15 protein-coding genes and 1 pseudogene are annotated in these 21,810 nt (G+C 71.5%); 8 read left to right on the forward strand and 8 right to left on the reverse strand.

Features of this window, described 5'->3' with window-relative positions:
- Nucleotides 1–115 precede the first annotated feature (115 nt).
- Nucleotides 116–3,334, forward strand: coding sequence for a bifunctional [glutamine synthetase] adenylyltransferase/[glutamine synthetase]-adenylyl-L-tyrosine phosphorylase (locus ACH4SI_RS30320; protein WP_398301216.1), 3,219 nt, complete (start codon nucleotides 116–118; stop codon nucleotides 3,332–3,334).
- Between the two features lie 27 nt (nucleotides 3,335–3,361).
- Here the strand turns inward: ACH4SI_RS30320 and ACH4SI_RS30325 are convergent, their stop codons facing one another.
- Nucleotides 3,362–3,751 (reverse strand): universal stress protein, encoded by a 390-nt coding sequence (locus tag ACH4SI_RS30325; protein ID WP_398301219.1) that lies wholly within the window; start codon nucleotides 3,749–3,751, stop codon nucleotides 3,362–3,364.
- Nucleotides 3,752–3,793: 42 nt separating this feature from the next.
- Nucleotides 3,794–5,212: a sugar porter family MFS transporter gene (locus ACH4SI_RS30330; protein WP_398301221.1), complete on the reverse strand. Its 1,419-nt coding sequence runs from the start codon at nucleotides 5,210–5,212 to the stop codon at nucleotides 3,794–3,796.
- A gap of 373 nt (nucleotides 5,213–5,585) precedes the next feature.
- Between ACH4SI_RS30330 and ACH4SI_RS30335 the strand changes: the two genes are divergently transcribed.
- Complete coding sequence (locus tag ACH4SI_RS30335) at nucleotides 5,586–6,569, forward strand: LacI family DNA-binding transcriptional regulator (protein ID WP_398301222.1); 984 nt, start codon at nucleotides 5,586–5,588, stop codon at nucleotides 6,567–6,569.
- A 55-nt stretch (nucleotides 6,570–6,624) separates the two neighbouring features.
- Here ACH4SI_RS30335 and glnA read toward each other — a convergent pair whose 3' ends face one another.
- The gene (gene glnA, locus ACH4SI_RS30340; RefSeq protein WP_398301224.1) at nucleotides 6,625–7,986 is read right to left on the reverse strand and encodes a type I glutamate--ammonia ligase; all 1,362 of its coding nucleotides are present in this window, start codon (nucleotides 7,984–7,986) and stop codon (nucleotides 6,625–6,627) included.
- 425 nt (nucleotides 7,987–8,411) lie between these two features.
- On the opposite strand from glnA, the gene ACH4SI_RS30345 reads away from it, so the two are divergent.
- Both ACH4SI_RS30345 and ACH4SI_RS30350 read left to right on the forward strand, forming a co-directional pair.
- Nucleotides 8,412–10,046, forward strand: a complete 1,635-nt coding sequence (locus ACH4SI_RS30345) for a multicopper oxidase family protein (RefSeq protein WP_398301227.1) — start codon at nucleotides 8,412–8,414, stop codon at nucleotides 10,044–10,046.
- Between the two features lie 102 nt (nucleotides 10,047–10,148).
- Complete coding sequence (locus ACH4SI_RS30350; protein WP_398301416.1) at nucleotides 10,149–11,918, forward strand: NAD+ synthase; 1,770 nt, start codon at nucleotides 10,149–10,151, stop codon at nucleotides 11,916–11,918.
- A 434-nt stretch (nucleotides 11,919–12,352) separates the two neighbouring features.
- Here ACH4SI_RS30350 and ACH4SI_RS30355 read toward each other — a convergent pair whose 3' ends face one another.
- Complete coding sequence (locus ACH4SI_RS30355; RefSeq protein ID WP_398301229.1) at nucleotides 12,353–12,976, reverse strand: TetR/AcrR family transcriptional regulator; 624 nt, start codon at nucleotides 12,974–12,976, stop codon at nucleotides 12,353–12,355.
- Nucleotides 12,977–13,035: 59 nt separating this feature from the next.
- On the opposite strand from ACH4SI_RS30355, the gene ACH4SI_RS30360 reads away from it, so the two are divergent.
- A complete protein-coding gene (locus ACH4SI_RS30360; RefSeq protein ID WP_398301231.1) occupies nucleotides 13,036–13,968 on the forward strand; it encodes an NADP-dependent oxidoreductase in 933 nt (310 codons plus the stop codon).
- Nucleotides 13,969–14,022: 54 nt separating this feature from the next.
- Here ACH4SI_RS30360 and ACH4SI_RS30365 read toward each other — a convergent pair whose 3' ends face one another.
- From ACH4SI_RS30365 to ACH4SI_RS30380, 4 genes and pseudogenes are all read right to left on the reverse strand, one after another.
- Nucleotides 14,023–15,228 (reverse strand): MFS transporter, encoded by a 1,206-nt coding sequence (locus ACH4SI_RS30365; RefSeq protein WP_398301233.1) that lies wholly within the window; start codon nucleotides 15,226–15,228, stop codon nucleotides 14,023–14,025.
- A gap of 130 nt (nucleotides 15,229–15,358) precedes the next feature.
- Nucleotides 15,359–16,319, reverse strand: a pseudogene (locus tag ACH4SI_RS30370) (endonuclease/exonuclease/phosphatase family protein).
- Nucleotides 16,320–16,564: 245 nt separating this feature from the next.
- Nucleotides 16,565–17,203: a TetR/AcrR family transcriptional regulator gene (locus tag ACH4SI_RS30375; RefSeq protein WP_398301235.1), complete on the reverse strand. Its 639-nt coding sequence runs from the start codon at nucleotides 17,201–17,203 to the stop codon at nucleotides 16,565–16,567.
- Nucleotides 17,200–18,795: an MFS transporter gene (locus ACH4SI_RS30380; RefSeq protein WP_398301237.1), complete on the reverse strand. Its 1,596-nt coding sequence runs from the start codon at nucleotides 18,793–18,795 to the stop codon at nucleotides 17,200–17,202. The genes ACH4SI_RS30375 and ACH4SI_RS30380 overlap by 4 nt, the downstream gene beginning before the upstream one ends.
- Before the next feature lie 189 nt (nucleotides 18,796–18,984).
- Between ACH4SI_RS30380 and panB the strand changes: the two genes are divergently transcribed.
- From panB to ACH4SI_RS30395, 3 genes are all read left to right on the forward strand, one after another.
- Nucleotides 18,985–19,845, forward strand: coding sequence for a 3-methyl-2-oxobutanoate hydroxymethyltransferase (gene panB, locus ACH4SI_RS30385; protein ID WP_398301238.1), 861 nt, complete (start codon nucleotides 18,985–18,987; stop codon nucleotides 19,843–19,845).
- A gap of 107 nt (nucleotides 19,846–19,952) precedes the next feature.
- On the forward strand, nucleotides 19,953–20,978 hold the full coding sequence (locus ACH4SI_RS30390; RefSeq protein WP_398301240.1) for an ATP-binding cassette domain-containing protein: 1,026 nt from the start codon (nucleotides 19,953–19,955) through the stop codon (nucleotides 20,976–20,978).
- Nucleotides 20,975–21,799, forward strand: coding sequence for an ABC transporter permease (locus ACH4SI_RS30395; RefSeq protein ID WP_398301242.1), 825 nt, complete (start codon nucleotides 20,975–20,977; stop codon nucleotides 21,797–21,799). Before ACH4SI_RS30390 ends, ACH4SI_RS30395 begins: the two co-directional genes overlap by 4 nt.
- The last annotated feature ends 11 nt before the right edge of the window (nucleotides 21,800–21,810 follow it).

The raw sequence follows: 21,810 nt of genomic DNA on the forward strand, positions 1-21,810 counted from the left end.
GGCCAGGACTCCGGGGCCGGACCTGCCGCGGCGCGGGGTCGGTCGCTTAGGCTCGGCTGCGGGCCTTGATCACGGCAGGGCGTGAGACGCCAGACACGGGACGGAGGCGGCACGCATGGCCGTACCGCAGGGACGCAGGAGCAGCACCTTCACCCGGCTGCTCCGGCACGGCTTCACCGACCCCTCCGCCGCTCAGCGGCTGCTGGACTCGCCCGAGGTGGCGGGCGTACGGGCCGACTCGGTGCTGCTGGACGCGCTCGGCGGGACCGCCGATCCGGATCTGGCGCTGCTCGGGCTGGTGCGGCTGGTGGAGGCGCTGCCCGAGGAGGCCGGGGACGGGGAGGAGACGGGGTCGCGGCAGGCGCTGCTGGACACGCTGGTCACCGCCAAGCCGCTGCGGGACCGGCTGCTGGGGGTGCTGGGGGCCTCCGAGGCGCTGGGTGATCATCTGGCGCGGCATCCGCAGGCCTGGCATTCGCTGGTGACGTACGAGCCGGCGGATCTGCATCCGACGACACCCGAGTTCGAGCAGGCGCTGGCCGAGGGGATCTGGGGCGGGCCGGGGGCGGGGATGCCGCGGCCGGACGCGCTGCGCGTCGCCTACCGCCGGGCGCTGCTGGCGATCGCGGCGCGCGATGTGTGCGGGACCACCGATGTCACGCAGGCGGCGGCCGAGCTGGCGGATCTGGCGACGGCGACGCTGCGGGCGGCGCTGGAGATCGCGGCCGAGGAGCAGCCCGAGGACGCCGCGGCGTGCCGGCTGGCGGTGATCGGGATGGGGAAGTGCGGCGGGCGCGAGCTGAACTACGTCTCGGACGTCGACGTGATCTTCGTGGCGGAGACCGTGGACGGCGTGGAGGAGGGCAAGGCAGTGCAGGCGGCCACCCGGCTGGCCGCGCGGCTGATGCGGATCTGCTCGGATGTGACCATCGAGGGCACGATCTGGCCGGTGGACGCCAATCTCCGGCCGGAGGGGCGCAACGGGCCGCTGGTGCGGACGCTCTCCAGCCATCTGGCCTACTACCAGCGGTGGGCCAAGACCTGGGAGTTCCAGGCGCTGCTGAAGGCCCGGCCGGTGGCGGGCGACGGCGCGCTCGGACAGGCGTACGTGGACGCGCTGGCGCCGCTGGTCTGGCAGGCATCCGAGCGCGAGAACTTCGTCCCCGATGTGCAGCAGATGCGCCGCCGCGTCGTCGAGAACATCCCGGTCGCGGAGATCGACCGGGAGCTGAAGCTGGGCCCTGGCGGCCTGCGGGACGTCGAATTCGCCGTGCAGATGCTCCAGTTGGTGCACGGGCGGTCGGATGAGTCGCTGCGCAGCGGCACCACGCTGGACGCGCTCGCCGCGCTGGCCGCGGGCGGCTACGTGGGGCGCTCGGACGCGGCCGCGCTGGACGAGGCGTACCGCTTTCTGCGCTCGATGGAGCACCGGATCCAGCTGTACCGGCTGCGCCGCACCCATCTGGTGCCGGAGGACGAGGCGGATCTGCGGCGGCTGGGCCGGTCGCTGGGCTTCCGTACGGAGCCGGTGGCCGAGCTGGGGACGGCGTGGCGGCGGTACGCACGCGAGGTGCGGCGGCTGCATGAGAAGCTGTTCTACCGGCCGCTGCTGGACGCGGTCGCCCAGCTGGAGCCGGGCGAGGCCCGGCTCAGCTCCGAGGCGGCGCGGCAGCGGCTGGTGGCACTGGGCTACGCGGATCCGTCCGGCGCCCTACGTCATTTGGAGGCTTTGGCGTCCGGTGTGACCCGGAAAGCGGCGATTCAGCGTACGCTACTGCCCGTGCTGCTGGGCTGGTTCGCCGATTCCGCAGATCCGGACGCCGGGCTGCTGGGCTTCCGTAAGGTCTCGGACGCCCTGGGCAAGACGCCCTGGTACCTGCGGCTGCTGCGCGACGAGGGCGCGGCCGCGGAGAATCTGGCGCGGGTGCTCTCGGCCGGCCGCCTCGCCCCCGATCTGCTGCTGCGCGCCCCGGAGGCGGTCGCCCTGCTCGGCGATCCCGGGGGGCTGCGGCCGCGCGGCCGGGACCATCTGGAGCAGGAGGTGCTGGCCGCGGTGGGCCGCGCGGACGGCGCCGAGCAGGCGGTGGCGGCGGCGCGCGGGGTGCGGCGGCGGGAGCTGTTCCGTACGTCGGCGGCGGATGTGATCGAGAGCGCGCGGCTGGCCAACGGGGCGGTACGGTCCACCGTGAGCTGGCCGCCGCCGGGCGAGGAGACCGGCGCGGCCGCCAAGGCCGCCACGTCCACGGGTGCGCCGTCGAAGGCGCCCGAGGTGCCGCGCGCGCTGCGCGACTCGGAACCCCACGTTCCGGCCCGCCCCGCCGGCCATGCGGCGCCGGCCGAGGAGCCGGCGCCGGACGCGGCGGCGCTGGCCGACATGGTCGGCGACGCCGTCTCCGACCTCAACGCGGCGACCATCGCGGGCGCGCTGCGCGCCGCGGTCCGCGACACCTGGGGCGATGAGCTGCCCACCCGCTTCGCGGTGATCGGTCTGGGCCGGTTCGGCGGCCATGAGCTGAGCTACGGCTCGGACGCGGACGTGCTGTTCGTCCACGAGCCGCGCGAGGGCGCCGACGAACAGGAGGCCTCCCGGGCCGCGTTCGCCGTGGCCAACGAGATGCGGCGGCTGCTCCAGCTGCCCACCGCCGATCCGCCGCTGCTCATCGACGCCGATCTGCGCCCGGAGGGCAAGTCCGGCCCGCTGGTGCGCACCCTCGCCTCGTACGCCGCGTACTACCGGCGCTGGTCGCTGGTCTGGGAGAGCCAGGCGCTGCTGCGCGCCGAACCGGTCGCGGGCGACCCGGAGCTGGGGGCGCGCTTCATCGACCTGATCGACCCGCTGCGGTATCCGGCCGAGGGGCTGGGCGAGGACGCCATCCGCGAGATCCGCCGCCTCAAGGCCCGGATGGAATCCGAGCGCCTGCCCCGCGGCGCCGACCCGACCACCCACGCCAAACTGGGCCGCGGCGGGCTCAGCGACGTGGAGTGGACGGTTCAGCTGCTCCAGATGTGCCACGGCTGGGCGGAGCCGGGGCTGCGCACCACCCGCACCCGCCGGGCCCTGGCCGCGGCACACGCGGCCGGGCTGATCGGCACCGAGGACGCCCAGACCCTGGACGAGGCCTGGGTGCTGGCCACCCGGGTCCGTAACGGCGTGATGCTGGTCCGCGGCCGCCCGGGCGACACCTTCCCCAGCGACTCGCGCGAACTGGCCGCGGTGGGACGCTACTTGGGCTACGGACCGGGGCATGTGGGCGAGATGCTGGACGACTACCGCCGCACGACGCGCCGTGCGCGGGCGGTGATGGAGCGGCTGTTCTACGACTACGAGGACTGACCCGCCCCGCGGGTGAGCGGGTGGGCGTCAGCCCGAGGCGCCCGCCTCGGAGCGTTCCCCGTCCGACCGGGCCGGGGGCTTGACGGCGACGACGGGGATGGGGCTCTGCAGCAGCAGCCGCTGGCTCACGCTGCCCAGCAGGGCCTTGCCCACCGCCGAGCGGCGCCGGATGCCGATGACGAGCCGGTCGATGCCGGGGCGGGCCTCGATCTCGTCCAGGACGGCGTCGACGGGGTCCCGGTCGCCGGGACCGCTGCGCTCGACGAGCGTGATGGTGACGTCGTCGGGCAGGCCGGAGTGGTCCAGCGCCGACAGCCGCAGGTTGACGACCACCAGATCGGTGCCCAGCAGCCGGGCTTCGGCGATGCCCGCGACCAGCGCGTGGTCTCCTTCGCGGCCCTCCGCGACGGCAGTCATGACGGTCATGATGGGTGAACCCTTCTCTCACAAGGGGATGGATCAGGAGTAACGCGCGCGGAAGTGGTCCTCCAGCTCCTCCAGCGAGCGGTCCTTGGTCTCGGGGACGCAGGTCCCGATGAAGATGAGGGCCAGCACGCCGAAGGCGGCGAAGGCGAGGAAGGTGTTCGCGATGCCCAGGGCCTTCACCACGGGCGGGAAGCCGAGGGCGACCAGGGCGTTCGCCATCCACAGCACGAAGATGCTGATGCCGATGGCCATGCTGCGGATCTTCAGCGGGAACATCTCGGAGAGGATGAGCCAGACCAGCGGGCCGATGGTGGCCTGCATGGAGAAGACGAAGAGCACGACGAACACGAGGATGAACCAGGCCTTCGCGCCGCCGTCGGGCATCAGCATCGCGGAGAGGCCGACGAGCAGGTGGAACGTCGTGGTCAGGGCGAAGCCGCCGAGCAGCATGGTGCGCCGCTTGATCTTGTTGATGACCGCCAGGCCCACGGTGATGCCGATGACGCTGAAGGCGCCGTTCAGGGTGTTCGCGATGATGGCCGAGTTGCCCGAGAACCCGGCGTCGCCGAGGAGCTGGGTGCCGTAGTACATGACCGAGTTGATGCCGGTGAACTGCTGACAGATGCCCAGCGCGGCCCCGATCAGGATGAGTACGCGGACCCAGCGCACCCCGAGGTCCACCGCACCGGCGGTCTTGGACGCGCGCTCCTCCTCGGCGAGCCGGTGGACCTCGGCCATCTCGGCCCGGGCGCGTTCGGCGGTGCGGACCTGGGAGAGGACCGCGAGCGCCTCGTCGTCCCGGCCCTGGGCGACCAGCCAGCGCGGGCTCTCCGGCAGCCGCAGCATGCCGATGAACAGCCCGATCGCGGGCAGCACGGCGACCAGCAGCATGAGCCGCCAGATGCCGTCGGTCTCGCCCCAGACGTTGAAGATGAGCGCGTTGATGACGAACGCGGCGAACTGACCGCTCACGATCATCACCTCGTTGCGGGTGACGATGCTGCCGCGGCGTTCGACCGGGGCGATCTCGGCCAGGTAGACCGGCACCGTCGCCGAGGCGCCGCCGACGGCGAGCCCGAGGATGAACCGGAAGAGCGCGAGGACCTGCCAGTTCGGTGACAGGACGCAGCCAAGGGTGCCGAGCATGAACACCAGGGACAGCATGATGATGTTGTGGCGGCGGCCGTACTTGTCGGACAGCGAGCCGCCGACCATGGCTCCGAAGGCGGCGCCGAAGACCAGAATGCTGACGACCACTCCCTCGGTGAAGGCGGTCAGCCCGAGGTCGGCGGTGAGGGGTTCGAGCGCGCCGTTGATCACGCCGGTGTCGTAGCCGAACAGCAGGCCGCCGAAGGTCACGATGACGGAGACCAGGCCCAAACGTCGCGAGTGGGGCCCCGGTGCGTCCGGGGGCAGTCCGTGGGAGGTGGGGCTCGGGCTGGTCCTGGTCATGCCTGTGGCTCCTCTGGGGACGTTCGTGAGGGAGGGCGAGGGTCTCCGGGGCGCGGGAGGGGAACCGTTCGTTCCACGGCGCCGTCCGGGCTCGGGGCAACAGCGGTGAGACGGCTGGCCTCGACGGGTGCGGTTGTCCCGGTGCCGCGTGGGTGCGGGCATGGTTCAGCCGCAGCAGACAACGCCCACGCGTCGTGTGTGACGAACTACCGGGCGCTTGTTCGTACTACTAATACGTACTAGTCCCCGGTACTATGAGCCGCGGTGTTATGCATGTCAACACCTGAAGCGGGAGGCGCACATGCGGGATCCAGGGGTCACCGACCGTCCGGGCGAGCCCGATTCTCCTCCAGCGCGCCCGAAACGCCCCACCATGTCCGATGTCGCGGCGCGCGTCGGGGTCTCACAGGCCCTCGTGTCCCTGGTGTTCCGCAATCAGCCCGGCGCGAGTTCCCAGACCCGTCGGCGCGTGTTCGAGGCGGCCGAGGAGCTGGGCTACCGCCCCGACACCGCCGCCCAGCTGCTGCGCCGCACGCGCAGCCGCCAGCTGGGCGTGCTGTTCACCATGCGCCACCCGTACGACGTGGACTTCGTCGAGGCCCTCTACCCGGCCGCCCAGAAGCACGGCTACAACCTCGTGCTCAGCGCCATGAGCGACACCCGTGACGAGCGTCAGGCCGTGGAACAGCTGCTCGGTCTGCGCTGCGAAGCCATCATCATCATCGGCGCCGCGTCCAGCCCGCGGCACCTGGTCACGGCCGCCGGTCACACACCGCTGATAGAAATCAGCCCGCGCACGCGGGCCGCCGGTGCGGACGTCGTCCGCACCGCCAACAGCCTGGGGATACGCAAGGCCGTCGACCACCTCACCGGACTCGGCCACCGCGCCATCACCCACATCGACGGCGGCATGATGCCCGCCGCCGACGAGCGGCGGCGCGGATACCGCAGCGCCATGCGGCGCCATGGGCTCGCCGAGCACATCCGGATCATCCCCGGCGACTACACCGAGGAGTCCGGAGCCCGCGCGGCCCGGGAACTCCTCCGGGACGGCGAGCTTCCCACCGCGGTCCTCGCGGGCAACGACCGCTCCGCCCACGGCGTGCTCACCACGTTCCTGCGCGCCGGACTCACCGTGCCCTCGGACGTGTCGATCGTCGGCTATGACGACAGCCGGCTCGCCCGGCTGTCCTTCATCGACCTCACGTCCGTACGCCAGGACGCCCCCGAGGTGGCCGGACACGCCGTCCAGGCGGCCGTCGAACGGCTCGACGAGGGGCGCACCGCCGACCGGGACATCATCGTCAACCCCGTCCTCGTCGTCCGCGGAAGCACCGGCCCGCCCCGCCTGCAGTGACCCCGCCGCCGTGCCGTGACCCCGGCGCGGGCTACGGCACGGCGGCGGGCGCGGACTACAGCACCGGCAGGTTCTTGCGCAGCTCGAAGGGGGTGACCTCGGAGCGGTACTCCTCCCACTCCTGCTTCTTGTTGCGCAGGAAGAAGTCGAAGACGTGCTCGCCCAGCGTCTCGGCGAGCAGTTCGCTGCGCTCCATGAGGGTGATGGCCTCGCCGAGGTTCTGCGGCAGCGGCTCGATGCCGAGCGAGCGGCGCTCGGCGTCGGACAGCGCCCAGACGTCGTCGTCGGCACCGGCCGGGAGTTCGTAGCCGCCCTCGATGCCCTTGAGGCCGGCGGCCAGCAGGACGGCGTAGGCGAGGTAGGGGTTGGCGCCGGAGTCCAGGGAGCGGACCTCGACCCGGGTGGAGCCGGTCTTGCCGGGCTTGTAGAGGGGGACCCGGACGAGGGCGGAGCGGTTGTTGTGGCCCCAGCAGATGTACGACGGGGCCTCGCCGCCCGCGCCCGCGGTGCGCTGGGAGCCGCCCCAGATGCGCTTGTACGAGTTGACCCACTGGTTGGTCACGGCGGAGATCTCCCCGGCGTGACGGAGCAGCCCGGCGATGAAGGAGCGGCCGACCTTGGAGAGCTGGAACTCGGCGCCCGACTCGTAGAACGCGTTGCGGTCGCCCTCGAAGAGGGAGAGGTGGGTGTGCATGCCCGAGCCGGGGTGCTCGGAGAACGGCTTCGGCATGAAGGTGGCCTGGACGCCCTGCTCCAGCGCGACCTGCTTCATGACCAGGCGGAAGGTCATGATGTTGTCGGCGGTGGAGAGCGCGTCGGCGTAGCGCAGGTCGATCTCCTGCTGACCGGGGGCGCCCTCGTGGTGGGAGAACTCGACCGAGATGCCCATCGATTCGAGCATGGTGATGGCCTGGCGGCGGAAGTCCATGCCGATGTTCTGCGGGGTGTGGTCGAAGTAGCCGGAGGAGTCGGCGGGCACCGGGCGGGTGCCGTCCATGGGCTTCTGCTTGAGCAGGAAGAACTCGATCTCGGGGTGGGTGTAGAAGGTGAAGCCGAGGTCGGAGGTCTTGGCGAGGATGCGCTTGAGCACGTAGCGCGGGTCGGCGAAGGAGGGGGAGCCGTCCGGCATCAGGATGTCGCAGAACATCCGGGCGGTCCCGGGGGCCTCGGCGCGCCAAGGTAGGATCTGGAAGGTGCTGGGATCCGGCTTGGCGATCATGTCGGACTCGTAGACCCGGGCGAAGCCCTCGATCGCGGAGCCATCGAAGCCGATCCCTTCGTCGAAGGCGCCCTCCAGCTCGGCGGGTGCGACGGCCACGGACTTGAGGAAGCCGAGGACGTCGGTGAACCACAGCCGCACGAACCGGATGTCGCGCTCTTCGAGGGTACGGAGCACGAACTCCTGCTGCTTATCCATGGTCCCCTATCCTTGCAGGTCAAGCGGCTCTTTCGACGGGCACGGGGCACATCGACGGCCCCAGTATCACGCGGCGGGGTTTCGGCGAGGTTTCGGACCCGCACGGACCCGCTCCTCGCGCTCCGACACGATGTGTGCATCGTACTTTCATGGGGCCCGCTCACGGACCCGTCCGTTCGCGGCACGGGGACGCCCCGGCTCCGCCACGCCCACTTTTCCACCCCCTTGGGGATAAAATGCCCCGTATTATCACGATCATCAGAGGATGAGACCGGGGAGGCGGCGGTGCGCGAACGCCACCGGCTGCTGGTGCGGCGCATAGAGCGGCGCGTCCACCCGCTTCCCGCCCCGATGCGGCGCGGGACGCGGCGGACGCGCGGCCGCCCATGCGCACATTTCCCACCAGCATTGGGGTGCTCTCACTCATGCACGAACCCTCTCGCCTGCACGAACCCTCTCGCCGCGCCGTGCTCGGCGCGGGAGTCGCCGCCGCGGGCGGCGGTCTGCTCGGCGCCTGCAGTTCCCCGGGCGGCGAAAACGGAATGGACGACTCTGGGCTGGGAGGGCATGCGGGACCGGCCGCGGCGACCCCGTCGGAGTACATCTCCCCGCACGGCACGGAGGTCCAGGACCGCGAGCGCCGGCGGGGGCCCGGCCCGGTCCGGCGGCTCCAGCTCACCGCCACCGCCACCACGCTGGACCTCGGCGCCCGCAAGGTGAAGTCCTGGGCGTACGAGGACCAGGTGCCCGGCCAGGCGCTCCGGGTCACCGCGGGCGAGACCCTCGCCCTCACCCTCGTCAACCAGCTGCCGCAGCCCACCACGCTGCACTGGCACGGCGTCCGGCTGCGCAACGACATGGACGGCGTCCCGGGCATCACCCAGCCGCCGATCAAGACCGGCACGGCCTTCGACTACCGCTTCACGGTGCTCCACCCGGGCACGTACTGGGTCCACCCCCACTCCAGCGTCCAGCTCGACCGGGGGCTGTACGCGCCGCTGATCGTCGAGGACCCGCGGGAGCCGCTGGCGTACGACAAGGAGTGGATCGTCGTCCTCGACGACTGGCTCGACGGGGTGGGCGGCCGCACCCCGGACAAGGTGCTGCGACAACTGAACGGCGGCCGCCCCATGGCCCACGGGACGGACGCCATGACCCACGGGGCGACGACGGGCGCGAGCGGCCCACCGCCGATGTCCCGGCACGGCGGCAGGCCGACCCCCTCCCCCACCGCACCGTCCCGCCCGCTGACCGGCGCCACGAGCGAGCTGCTGGGCGGCGAGGCGGGCCATGTCGCATACCCGTACTACCTCATCAACGGGCGCACCCCCGACTCCCCGCAGGTCTTCCGGGCCAAGCGCGGCGACCGCATCCGGATCCGGATCATCAACGCGGGCAGCGACACCGCCTTCCGGGTTGCCCTCGGCGGCCACAAGATGACCGTCACCCACACCGACGGCTACCCCGTGCGGCCCACCACCACCGACGCGCTGCTGCTGGGCATGGGCGAGCGGTACGACGTGCTGGTGACCGCGAAGAGCGGGGTGTTCCCGTTCGCCGCCCTCGCCGAGGGCAAGAGGCGGTCCACGCTGGCCGTGCTCCACACCAGCGGCCAGGGTGCCAGGAAGTTCAAGCGCCCCAAGGAGCTGAACGGCAAGCTGGTCCAGGCCGGCCGGCTGAAGGCGGCGGAATCCGTACGGCTGGAGCCGCGCCTGCCGGACCGCACGCTCCGGCTGCGGCTCACCGGCTCGATGCGGAAGTTCGACTGGGCGATCAACGGCAGACCGTACGACCCGACGCAGCGCTACCCGGTGCGGGAGGGCGAGCGGGTGCGGCTGACCTTCATCAACGGCACCGACATGTGGCACCCGATGCATGTGCACGGCCATACCTACGCGCTGCCGGACGGCGGGCCGCGCAAGGACACCGTGATCCTGCTGCCGCACCGGAAGGTGACCCTCGACTTCGACGCGGACAATCCGGGGCTGTGGATGGTCCACTGCCACAACGTCTACCACTCGGAGTCGGGGATGATGACCATCCTCGGCTACCAGAAGTAACCACGGCCCGCCGGGTCCCGGCCCGTCCGGGTGCCCGGGCCGGGACCTGGCCTTGTGAGATGTGGGACACGCACCGGCCATCGCGTCAGACAGACGATTACACTGGGCGCCGTGCCTCAACTTCGCCTCGCTCTGAACCAGATCGACTCGACCGTCGGTGACCTCGCCGGAAACGCCGAGTCGATAGTCCACTGGACCCGGCACTCCGCCGAGCAGGGCGCCCATCTGGTGGCGTTCCCCGAGATGGCGCTGACCGGGTACCCCGTCGAGGACCTCGCCCTGCGCTCCTCCTTCGTCGAGGCGTCGCGCGCCGCGCTGCGGGCGCTCGCCGAGCGGCTGGACGCCGAGGGCTTCGGCGAGCTGCCGGTGATCGTCGGCTATCTCGACCGCAGCGAGCGGGCCCGGCGGTACGGCCAGCCGGCCGGCTCCCCGCAGAACGCCGCGGCCGTGCTGCACCGCGGCTCCGTCGTCCTCACCTTCGCCAAGCACCATCTGCCGAACTACGGCGTCTTCGACGAGTTCCGCTACTTCGTGCCCGGCGACACCATGCCCGTCGTCCGCGTCCACGGCATCGACGTCGCGCTCGCCATCTGCGAGGACCTGTGGCAGGACGGCGGCCGGGTGCCCGCCGCCTGCTCCGCCGGGGCCGGACTGCTGCTGTCGATCAACGCCTCGCCGTACGAGCGCGAGAAGGACGACACCCGGCTGGACCTCGTCCGCAAGCGCGCCCAGGAGGCGGGCTGCACCACCGCGTACCTGGCGATGATCGGCGGCCAGGACGAGCTGGTCTTCGACGGCGACTCGATCATCGTCGACCGCGACGGCGAAGTGATCGCCCGCGCCCCGCAGTTCGCCGAGGGGTGCGTCGTGGTCGACCTCGACCTGCCCGCCGCCGACCCGGACGCGGTCCCGGAGGGCATCGTGGACGACGGCCTCCGCATCGACCACCGCACCCTCTCCGCCGCCCCCCTCCCCGCCTACGACCCGGAGCCGGGTCTCGCGGGCGGCGAGGCCGAGCGGCTCGGCGACGACGAGGAGATCTACACCGCGCTGGTGGTGGGCCTGCGGGCCTATGTCGCCAAGAACGGCTTCCGCAGTGTGCTGATCGGGCTCTCCGGCGGCATCGACTCCGCCCTCGTCGCGGCGATCGCGTGCGACGCGGTGGGCGCGCAGAACGTCTACGGCGTCGCCATGCCGTCCCGCTACTCCTCCGAGCACTCGGTCGCCGACGCGACGGAGCTGGCGCGGCGCACCGGGCTCAACTTCCGCACCGTCCCGATCGCCCCGATGTTCGACGCCTACATGGGGTCGCTGCACCTCACCGGGCTCGCCGAGGAGAACCTCCAGTCGCGGCTGCGCGGCACGATGCTGATGGCGATCTCCAACGAGGAGGGCCACATCGTCCTCGCCCCGGGCAACAAGTCCGAGCTGGCGTGCGGCTACTCGACGCTCTACGGGGACTCGGTCGGCGCGTACGGCCCCATCAAGGATGTCTACAAGACGTCCATCTTCCGGCTGGCGAAGTGGCGCAACCGCGCCGCCCACGAGCGGGGCCAGACCCCGCCCATCCCCGAGAACTCCATCACCAAGCCGCCGAGCGCCGAGCTGCGGCCGGGCCAGGTCGACACGGACTCCCTCCCGGACTACGACGTGCTCGACCGCATCCTGGAGCTGTACGTGGACCGCGACCAGGGCCGCCAGGAGATCGTCGCGACGGGCTACGACGATGAGCTGGTGACGCGGATCCTGCGGCTGGTCGACACGGCGGAGTACAAGCGCCGCCAGTACCCGCCGGGCACGAAGATCTCCGCCAAGGGCTTCGGCAAGGACCGCCGCCTCCCCATCACCAACCGCTGGCGCGAACGGAGCTGATGTCCCCGGGGGCTCCGCGGGGTGCGCTGCGCGGTCGCTGGGGTGGTGGGTGCCGGGTGCGGCGCCTCCGGGGCGGCGCCCTGGACCCCCGCCCCACGGCCCGGCTCCGCTCCGCCCCCCTCGCTTCCCTTGGCGGCTACCGGCCCGGTGGCTCCGGCGCTTGTCCGGTTTCGGGGTACGCCGAATCCAGCCCCCAGGGGACACCGCCTGGCGTTAGCGGGGCCGGACGAAGATGCCCCTCCCGCAGCCTCTCCGGCGCTTGAGGAGCAGGGTCCGGGCGGCGATGCCCCACCACCCAGCCCCTCCGGCGCTTGAGGAGCGGGGGTTTGGGGGCGGAGCCCCCAACCGGGGGCCGGGGCTTGCCCCCCCCACGCGGCGGAGCCGCATATCCGGTGCTGCGGGAAGGGGCGGGTGGGGGAAGAACCGCCCCTCCCCTACCAAGCCATCGGCACCGGCGGCGGCAAAGGCGCGGGAGGGTCGGTGGGGTGGGCCTGGAGGGACTGGAGCAGCAGGGCCACCAGTCGGCGGGAGGCGGCCCGCGCGGCGGCGGGGGACTCGGCGCCGACGCCTCCGTTGGCCATGATCAGCAGCTTGATGTCGTCCGGTACGAAGTCCCGGCGCAGCTGTCCGCTTTCCTTGGCGCGCCGCGTCAGCTCGGCGAAGCGGCGTACGTGGTGGTCGCGGAGGCGCGCGAAGTCGGTGGCCAGCGAGTCGGGAAGGGTGGCGAGGAAGGCGGCGGTGAAGCCGCGGTCCTCGGCCTGCATCGCGCAGACCTTCTCGATGAACGTGCGGAAGCCGTGCCAGGGATCGGGGTCGGCGAGGGCGGCGTCGAGGGTCGCCACACAGTGGGCGAGCTGATCGGCGAAGGTTTCGGCGACCAGGTCTCCCTTCGCGGGGAAGTGGCGGTAGAGCGTCGCGGGTCCGACCCCGGCGCGGCGGGCGATCTCGCGCATCGGCACATCGAGTCCGTGGGCGGCGAAGGTCTCGGCGGCGACCTCGATGATGCGGTGGCGGTTGCGGCGGGCGTCGGTGCGCTTCCGAGACGGTTCGTCGATCACCTCTCTCACTTTACGTGCAAACGGACGCCCTGTTCCGGTTCGTTGTTAACGTCGGCCACATGTTTGCGCTTCAGTACTCAGAACTGGGCCCGCCGGACGTTCTCACCGTCGGCGAGGCCGAGGAGCCGCACGCCGGGCCCGGTGAGATCCGTATCGCCGTACGGGCCACCGGCGTCACCCCGGCGGACTGGAAACTGCGCTCGGGGGCGATTCGGAGCGAGTTCCGGCCCGACCTGCCGCTGCCGCACATTCCCGGGATGGACGCCGCGGGGGTCGTGGACGAGATCGGGGAGGGCGTCACCGGGGTCGCGGTCGGCGATGCCGTCTTCGGGGTGGTGGACCTCGCCAAACTCGGGGGCGCGGCGGCCGAGTTCGCCGTGCTGGCCGCCTGGGCGGCCAAGCCGGACGCGCTGAGCTGGGAGGAGGCGGGCGGGGCGGCCGGCAACGTGGAGACCGCCACCCGCGCCCTGGACCTGCTGGGCGTCACCGCGGGGACGACGCTGCTGGTCGAGGGCGCGGCCGGGGGCGTCGGCACGGTGACGGTCCAGCTCGCGGCCGCCCGCGGGGCCACCGTGATCGGGACGGCCCGGGAGGCGAACCACCACTTCCTCACCGGCCTCGGGGTGACGCCGACCACGTACGGCCCCGGCCTCGCGGAGCGGGTGGCGGCGCTGGCGCCCCAGGGGGTCGACGCGGTGCTGGACGTGGCGGGTTCGGGCTCGCTGCCGGATCTCGTCGCCATCGCGGGGGAAGCGCGCCGGGTGGTGTCGGTGGCCGACATGGACGCGCGGGAGCACGGCGTGCACCTGACGTGGGCCGGTAGCGGCGACGCGCCCGGCCTCGACGGGCTGGCGGTGGCGGCGGACCTGGCCGCCGAGGGGCGGTTCACGGTGCCGCTGGGCGGGGTGTTCCCACTGACGGACGGGGCGAAGGCGCATGAGCTGAGCGCCACCGGTCACGTCCGGGGGAAGATCGTGCTGACGGTGCCGTAGACACGTATGCGCCCCCGCCGTGCGGCGGGGGCGCATACGTACGGAAGAAGAGGCTCAGCGCACCTCGGACAGCGTGGGCACCGAATCGCTGCTCGCGACGACCCGGGACTTCTGCGAGGACGCGCGGTCCAGGAAGCCCGCGGTCACCGCTATCGCCAGGCCGACCACCGCGAGGACCGCGCCGACCAGGGTCGGGGAGGTCCAGCCCCAGCCGGCGGCGATGGCGACGCCGCCGATCCAGGCCCCGCCGGCGTTGGCGAGGTTGAAGGCGGAGTGGTTGGAGGCGGCGGCGATGGTCGGGGCGTCCTTGGCCTTGTTCATGACGAGCATCTGCAGCGGGGTGGTGGTCATGAAGCCCACCGCGCCGAGCAGGACGACCGAGACCAGCGCCGCCCACTTGATGTGCACGGTGAAGTCGAACACCACGAGCATCACGGCCAGCGCCGCCAGCGACCCGTACAGCGTGGGCCGCAGCGCGCGGTCGGTGAGGGGCCCCGCGACCAGCGCGCCCAGGGTCATGCCGATACCGAAGAGGGCGAGCACGATCGTGACGGAGGACTCGGCGAAGCCGGTGACCTCGGTCATCATCGAGGCCAGGTAGCTGTAGACGGCGAAGACACCGGCGAAGCCGAAGACCGCCGTGAGCAGGCCGAGCAGCACCTGCCGGTTGCCGAGGGCGCGCAGCTCGCGGGCGAGACCGCCGTGCTGGTCCTGCGGCACCTGCGGGACGAGCCGGGCGAGCGAGGTCATGGCCAGGACGCCGATGCCGGTGACGACCAGGAAGGTGGCGCGCCAGCCCAGACCCTGGCCGAGCGCCGTGCCCACCGGCACGCCGACGATGTTGGCGATCGTCAGGCCCAGGAACATGGTGGCGACCGCGCGGGCCTGTTTCTCCTCGCTCACCAGCCGGGAGGCGACCACCGCGCCGACGCCGAAGAACGCGCCGTGCGGCAGCCCGGCGAGCACCCGCCCGGCGAGCAGCAGGCCGAACGAGGGGGCCAGCGCGGAGGCGAGGTTGCCGACCGTGAAGAGCCCCATCAGCAGGACGAGCATGCGTTTGCGCGGGATGCGCGCGCCGAGCGCGGCGAGCAGCGGGGCGCCGATGACGACGCCGATGGCGTAGGCGGAGACGAGGTGGCCAGCGGTCGGCACCGAGGTGCCCAGATCGTCGGCGACGTTGGGCAGCAGGCCCATCATCACGAATTCTGTGGTGCCGATACCGAAGGCAGAGATCGCGAGAGCGAGCAGTGCCAGGGGCATGAGAGACCTTTCACAAGCGGAAGGAGGAGGACGTGCGTATGTTCGCTACCGGAACAAAGTCTCCCACGCGCTTTATTTCCCGTGCACCATCCTCAAGGTGAACAGCTTGTTAGATCTTCGATCGGCAGGCTCAGAACGTGACCGACGCCGCCACCGGAAGGTGATCACTGCCGGTCTGCGGCAATGTCCATGCCGAGACGGGGTTCACCCCGCGCACCATGATCTGGTCGATGCGGGCCATCGGGAACGAGGCGGGCCAGCTGAAGCCGAAGCCGTCGCCCGCCGCGCCCTGCGCGGAGCGCATCTGCGAGGTGACCGGGGCCAGCGCGCGGTCGTTCATCGTGCCGTTCAGATCGCCGAGCAGGATCACCTTGTCCAGCGGCTCGTCGCGGATGGCCTCGCCCAGCGCCTCGGCGCTCCCGTCGCGCTGCCCGGCGGTGAAGCCCGCGTTGAACTTCACGCGCACGGAGGGGAGGTGGGCGACGTAGACGGCGACCTCACCGCTCGGCGCGGTGACCGTGGTGCGCAGCGCCCGGGTCCAGCCCATCTTGGTGTCGACCGGCTTGGTCCCGGACAGCGGGTACTTGCTCCACACCCCGACCGTGCCCTGCACGGCGTGGTAGCGGTAGGTGCCCGCGAGCGCCTTCGCGTACGTCGGGACGGCCTTGGCGGACAGCTCCTCCAGCGCCACCACCTGCGCACCCGAGGCGGCCACGTCCTTCGCGGTGGTCACCGGGTCGGAGTTGTCGGCGTTGACGTTGTGGGAGACGACGGTCAGGTCGCCGTCGCCGCCGGACTTGTCGGAGAACATCAGCCCGCCGAAGAGATTCAGCCAGACGGTGACGGGCAGTACCAGCGCCACCAGGGCGCTCGCCGACCGCCGCACCAGGCCGAGCACCAGCAGCACCGGGAGGAACACCCCCAGCCACGGCAGGAAGGTCTCCAGCAGGCTGCCGAGGTTGCCGACGCGGTTGGGAATGTCGCCGTGGAAGACCATGATCAGCGCGAGCAGGATCGCGAACGCCGCGAGCAGCAGACCGCGCCGCCAGATTCCGCGGTCGCGCAGGCGGTCGAACCGGGAGCCGGTCCACTGGGGGGCGCCCCCGGACTGTCCCGTTTCCTGCGTGTACGCCTGCACCATGCGTTGCCCGTCCCTCACTTGCCGCTGCCCGCCTATCGGTCAAGACCCTAGGCGATGACCAGGGCATTCCCGACGCCCCCACCGGGCGTCCCTGCCCGGTGGACGCCCCTGCGGTACGCACGGGTTCCGCATCCCGCGACAACGGGGGCGGTTGTGACGCAACAGGCACAAAGACATAGGGATGCGCGGTCGGTTTCAGCCGTCCGTCCTACGCTCGCATACGCCGTCCCGGCCGCGTGCCGAGACCCCCTCCAGAACGGTGTCCACGATCCGCTCGGCCAGCCCCTCCGGCAGCTCCCGCCACTCGTGCAGGATCGCGCGGGACAGCATCGGCCCGGTGAACAGATCGGCCAGCAGCTCGGGATCGGTGTCCGGCCGGATCTCACCGCTGGCGACGCCCCGCCGCAGCACCGAGCGCAGCAGTTCCCGGCGGACCTCGATGACCTTCTCGTCGTACGCCCGCCACAGCTCCCGGTGGGCGTGCATCTGGGCCAGGACGCTGCGCAGCAGGGCGGAGTTGCGCTTGGCCAGCCCGCGCCGCCGCATGAACTCCAGGATGGTGACGAGGTCGTCGCGGACCGAGACCCCGGCCGGTTCGGGGCCCGGCTCCTCCAGCGACCGCAGGACGTCCAGCATCAGCGCGTCCTTGCCGGACCAGCGGCGGTAGACGGTGGCCTTGCCCACACCCGCCGCGCGGGCGATCCCCTCGATGGACAGCGCGCCGACGGATGAGCCCTCCTCCAGCAGCCGCAGCGCGGCCTCGATGATCGCGGCGTCGGTGGCGGCGCTGCGCGGCCGCCCGCGCGCGGGGACACCGGCCGGGGGTGCGCTCATCGGTCGGCCCCCGCCCCGGCCTTCTGCCGCGGCTGCCCGCTGCCGGGGCCGCCGCCGTTCCCCTCCTTGCCGGGCAGGAAGGCCGCCACGACCAGCGCGCCGAACAGGGCGACACCGGACGAGCCGAGCGCGGTGAGGTGCATCGCGTGGATGAAGGAGTCGTGCGCGGGGCCCACCAGGGCCCGCCCCGCGGGCCCCAGATGCTGGGCGAGGCCGAGGGTGGCCTCGACGGACTCGCCCGCCGTATGCCGTGCGGAGCCGGACAGCCCGGGGACGGCGGCGAGGGTGCTCTGGATGCCCTCGCGGTACGTGGCGGAGAGCACCGAGCCGAGGACGGCGACCCCGAGCGCGCCGCCGACCTGCCGGAAGGTGTTGTTCAGGGCCGACCCCGAACCGGCCTTCTCGCGCGGCAGCGCCTGCATGATCGCGGTGGTGACCGGCGGCATGATGTGCGCCATGCCCGCGCCCTGGAAGAAGAACAGCACCTCCAGCACCCACAGCGGCGAGTCGGTCTCCAGCAGCAGGAACCCGGCCATGGTGGCGGCCACCAGCAGCATCCCGCCCGTGCACACGGCGCGGGCGCCGAACCGCTCCACGACCAGCCGGGCGCGCGGCGCGAACAGCAGCTGCGCGGCGGCCAGCGGCAGGAGCAGCAGCCCGGAGTCCAGGGCGCTGAAGCCGCGCACGCTCTGGATGTAGAAGACCATGAAGAAGGTCACACCCATGAGCGCGAAGAAGACCAGCGCGACGGCGGCGATGGCGGCCGAGAAGGCGGGGTTGCGGAAGTAGTCGACATCGATCGCCGGATGGTCGCTGCGCTTCTCGTGCCAGACGAACAGGCCCAGGACGAGAAGTCCGGCGCCGATCGTGGACAGCACCTGGGCGTCGGTGAAGTCGGCGAGCTGGCCGCCCTTGATGATCCCGTACACCAGCAGCACCAGGCCCACGACGGACAGCAGCACGCCCAGCGGGTCCAGCCGGCCGGGCGCCGGGTCCCTGGAGTCGGGGACGAGCAGCACCATCGCGATGATTCCGGCGGCCACGACGGGGACGTTGACGAAGAAGACCGAGCCCCACCAGAAGTGCTCCAGCAGCAGACCGCCGGTGATGGGCCCGATGGCGATGGCGAGGCCGACCGCGGCGACCCAGATGCCGATGGCCTTCGCCTGCTCCTCGCGCTCGAAGACGTTCACCAGGATGGCCAGGGTGGCGGGCATCACGAAGGCCGCGCCCAGGCCCATCAGCGCCCGGAAGCCGATCAGCTCGCCGGGCGAACCGGAGAACGCGGCGAGCACCGAGCCCATGCCGAACACGGCCATGCCGCCGAGCAGCACCTTCTTGCGGCCGAGCCGGTCGCCGAGGAGCCCTGCGGTGAACAGCAGCCCCGCGAAAACCAGCGTGTAGGCGTTGATGGCCCACTCCAGCTGGCTCTGAGTGGCGCCGAGCCCGGTGGGTTTGGGGGTGGCGATGGTCTTCATCGCCACGTTGAGTATGGAGTTGTCCAGGACGACGACCAGGACGCTGATCATGAGGACGACCAGGATCGCCCACCGTCTGCGGTGGACCGCCTCGGCGGTCGGTACTGCTGCCATGCGGCCCAGGCTAAGACCGTTTCGATACGGTCCCGTCTCGTATGGGAAAGACTTTGCGAGCCTTTGTCCATCGAATGTCCATCCGGGTACGAATGTCCCCACTTTCGAAGCGTCGGGAGCCGTGCCAGCATGGGAGTGGTCCGGGGACGCCGTCAGGGCGCCTCGAGATGACGAACAGGAGCCGTCGTAATGACGCACGTCAGCCCTGCGCACAACCAGTCGCCGAAGGCGCTGTACGGGGGGACGAGTTCCCGCCGCATCACCGTCCGTGACATCGCCGCCGCCAAGGAGCGCGGCGAGAAGTGGCCCATGCTCACCGCCTATGACGCGATGACCGCCTCCGTCTTCGACGAGGCGGGCATCCCCGTCATCCTGGTGGGCGACTCGATGGGCAACTGCCATCTGGGCTACGAGTCCACCGTGCCCGTCACGATGGACGAGATCGCCCTGCTGTCCGCCGCCGTCGTACGCGGCACCAAGCGCGCCCTCGTCGTCGGCGACCTCCCCTTCGGCTCGTACCAGGAGGGCCCGGTCCAGGCGCTGCGCAACGCCACCCGGCTGGTCAAGGAGGCCGGGGTGGGCGCGGTCAAGCTGGAGGGCGGCGAGCGCTCCGCCCACCAGATCGACCTGCTCGTCCGGTCCGGCATCCCGGTCATGGCCCACGTCGGCCTCACCCCGCAGTCCGTCAACGCGTACGGCGGCTACCGGGTGCAGGGGCGCGGCGAGGAGGCCGCGCAGCAGCTGCTGCGCGACGCCAAGGCCGTCCAGGACGCGGGCGCCTTCGGCGTCGTCCTGGAGCTGGTCCCGGCCGAGCTGGCCGCCGAGGTCACCCGCTCGCTGACCATCCCGACCATCGGCATCGGCGCGGGCGCGGAGTGCGACGCCCAGGTGCTGGTGTGGACGGACATGGCGGGCTTGACCAGCGGCCGGGTGCCGCGCTTCGTCAAGCAGTACGCGCAGATGCGGGAGGTGCTGGGCGACGCGGCCCGCGCCTTCGCCGAGGACGTCGTCGGCGGGGCGTACCCGGCCGAGGAGCACTCGTTCCACTGAGGCACAAGAGCCATCGCGGTACATCGACAGCCCGCCGACCGTCCCCCGTCGGCGGGCTGTCTGCCGCTTGTCGGTGATCTGTCGGCAGCGGGTGTCACTCTGACGACATGACGCGACAGGAACACAAGATCAGGGACGGCAACGCCGTCGAAGTACGGGGGCTGGTCAAGCACTTCGGCGACACCAAGGCGGTCGACGGGGTGGATCTGGACGTTCCCGAGGGCACCGTGCTCGGTGTGCTCGGCCCCAACGGAGCCGGGAAGACCACCCTCGTCCGCTGTCTGTCCACCCTGCTGGTGCCGGATGCCGGCACCGCCGTCGTGGCGGGGTACGACGTGGTGCGGCAGCCCCGGCAGCTGCGCCGCACGATCGGCCTGACCGGGCAGTACGCCTCGGTCGACGAGAAGCTTTCCGGCTGGGAGAACCTCTACATGATCGGGCGGCTGCTCGATCTGTCCCGCAAGGACTCCCGGGCGCGCGCGGACGCCATGCTCGAGCGGTTCTCGCTGACGGAGGCGGGGAAGCGGCCCGCGGCCACCTACTCCGGCGGCATGCGCCGCCGGCTGGACCTGGCCGCCTCCATGATCGGCCGGCCCGCGGTGCTCTATCTGGACGAGCCGACGACCGGTCTCGACCCGCGCACCCGCAACGAGGTGTGGGACGAGGTCAAGCGCATGGTCGCCGAAGGCTCCACGGTGCTGCTGACCACCCAGTACATGGAGGAGGCCGAGCAGCTGGCGAACGACCTCACGGTCATCGACCGCGGCAAGATCATCGCCGAGGGCCGGGTCAACGAGCTGAAGGCCAAGGTCGGCGGGCGCACCCTCCAGATTCGCCCCTCCGATCCCGGTGAGCTGAACCGCATGGTCGGCGCCCTCGCGCAGGCCGGGCTCGACGGCGTCGGCGGCGCGACCGCGGACGTGGAGGAGGGCCTGGTCAACGTGCCGATCGTCAGCGACGAGCAGCTGACCGCGGTGATCGGGCTGCTCGGCGAGCGCAACTTCGCGATCGCCGGGATCGACACCCATCTGCCCAGCCTGGACGAGGTGTTCCTGGCCATCACCGGCCAGAAGACCTCGACCCCCGAGGACACGACGAAGGACGACAAGTCCCTTGAGGAGGTTGCGGCATGAGTGCGGCAACGATGACCGCGCCCACCAAGGATCTGCCCGGCGAGGGGCGGATCGGGCTGCGCGCCAATCTGCGGCACATCGGCGCGCTGGTGCGCCGTAACGCCCTGCAGATCAAGGCGGACCCGGAGTCGATGTTCGACGCGCTGATGATGCCGATCATCTTCTCGCTGCTGTTCACCTACGTGTTCGGCGGCGCGGTGTCGGGCGGCGACCGCAGCCAGTACGTCAACTACTTCATCCCCGGGATGATGGCGATGGGCGGGCTCAACATCGCGATGTCCGTCGGCACCGGAGTCAACGACGACTTCCGGAAGGGGGTGATGGACCGCTTCCGTACGATGCCGATCGCCCGCTCCTCGGTGCTGATCGCCAAGCTGATCGTGGAGACCGGGCGGATGCTGGTGTCCACCCTCATCCTGCTGGCCATGGGCTTCATCATGGGCTTCGAGCTGAAGACCGGCCCGGCCGAGCTGGCGATCGCCGTGGTCCTGGCACTGGCCTTCGGGTCCTCGCTGACCTGGGTCTTCATGCTGCTGGGGCTGTCGCTGAAGACGCCGCAGGCGGTCCAGGGCATCGGCTTCATGGTGATCATGCCGCTGCAGTTCGGCTCGTCGATCTTCGCGCCGACCAACACCATGCCGGGCTGGCTCCAGTCCTTCACCGACTACAACCCGCTCTCCCAGCTCGCCGACGCGGCGCGGTCGCTGACCAGCGGTCACGGCCCGCTCGCCCATCCGGTGACCGTCGCCCTGGTGTGGGCGGTGGCCATCACGGTGGTCACGGCGCCGCTGGCGGTGCGCAAGTTCCGCACCAAGACCTGAGCGGCGGTACG

This window comes from Streptomyces sp. NPDC021212 (assembly GCF_044332925.1).
Taxonomy (GTDB): Bacteria; Actinomycetota; Actinomycetes; order Streptomycetales; family Streptomycetaceae; genus Streptomyces.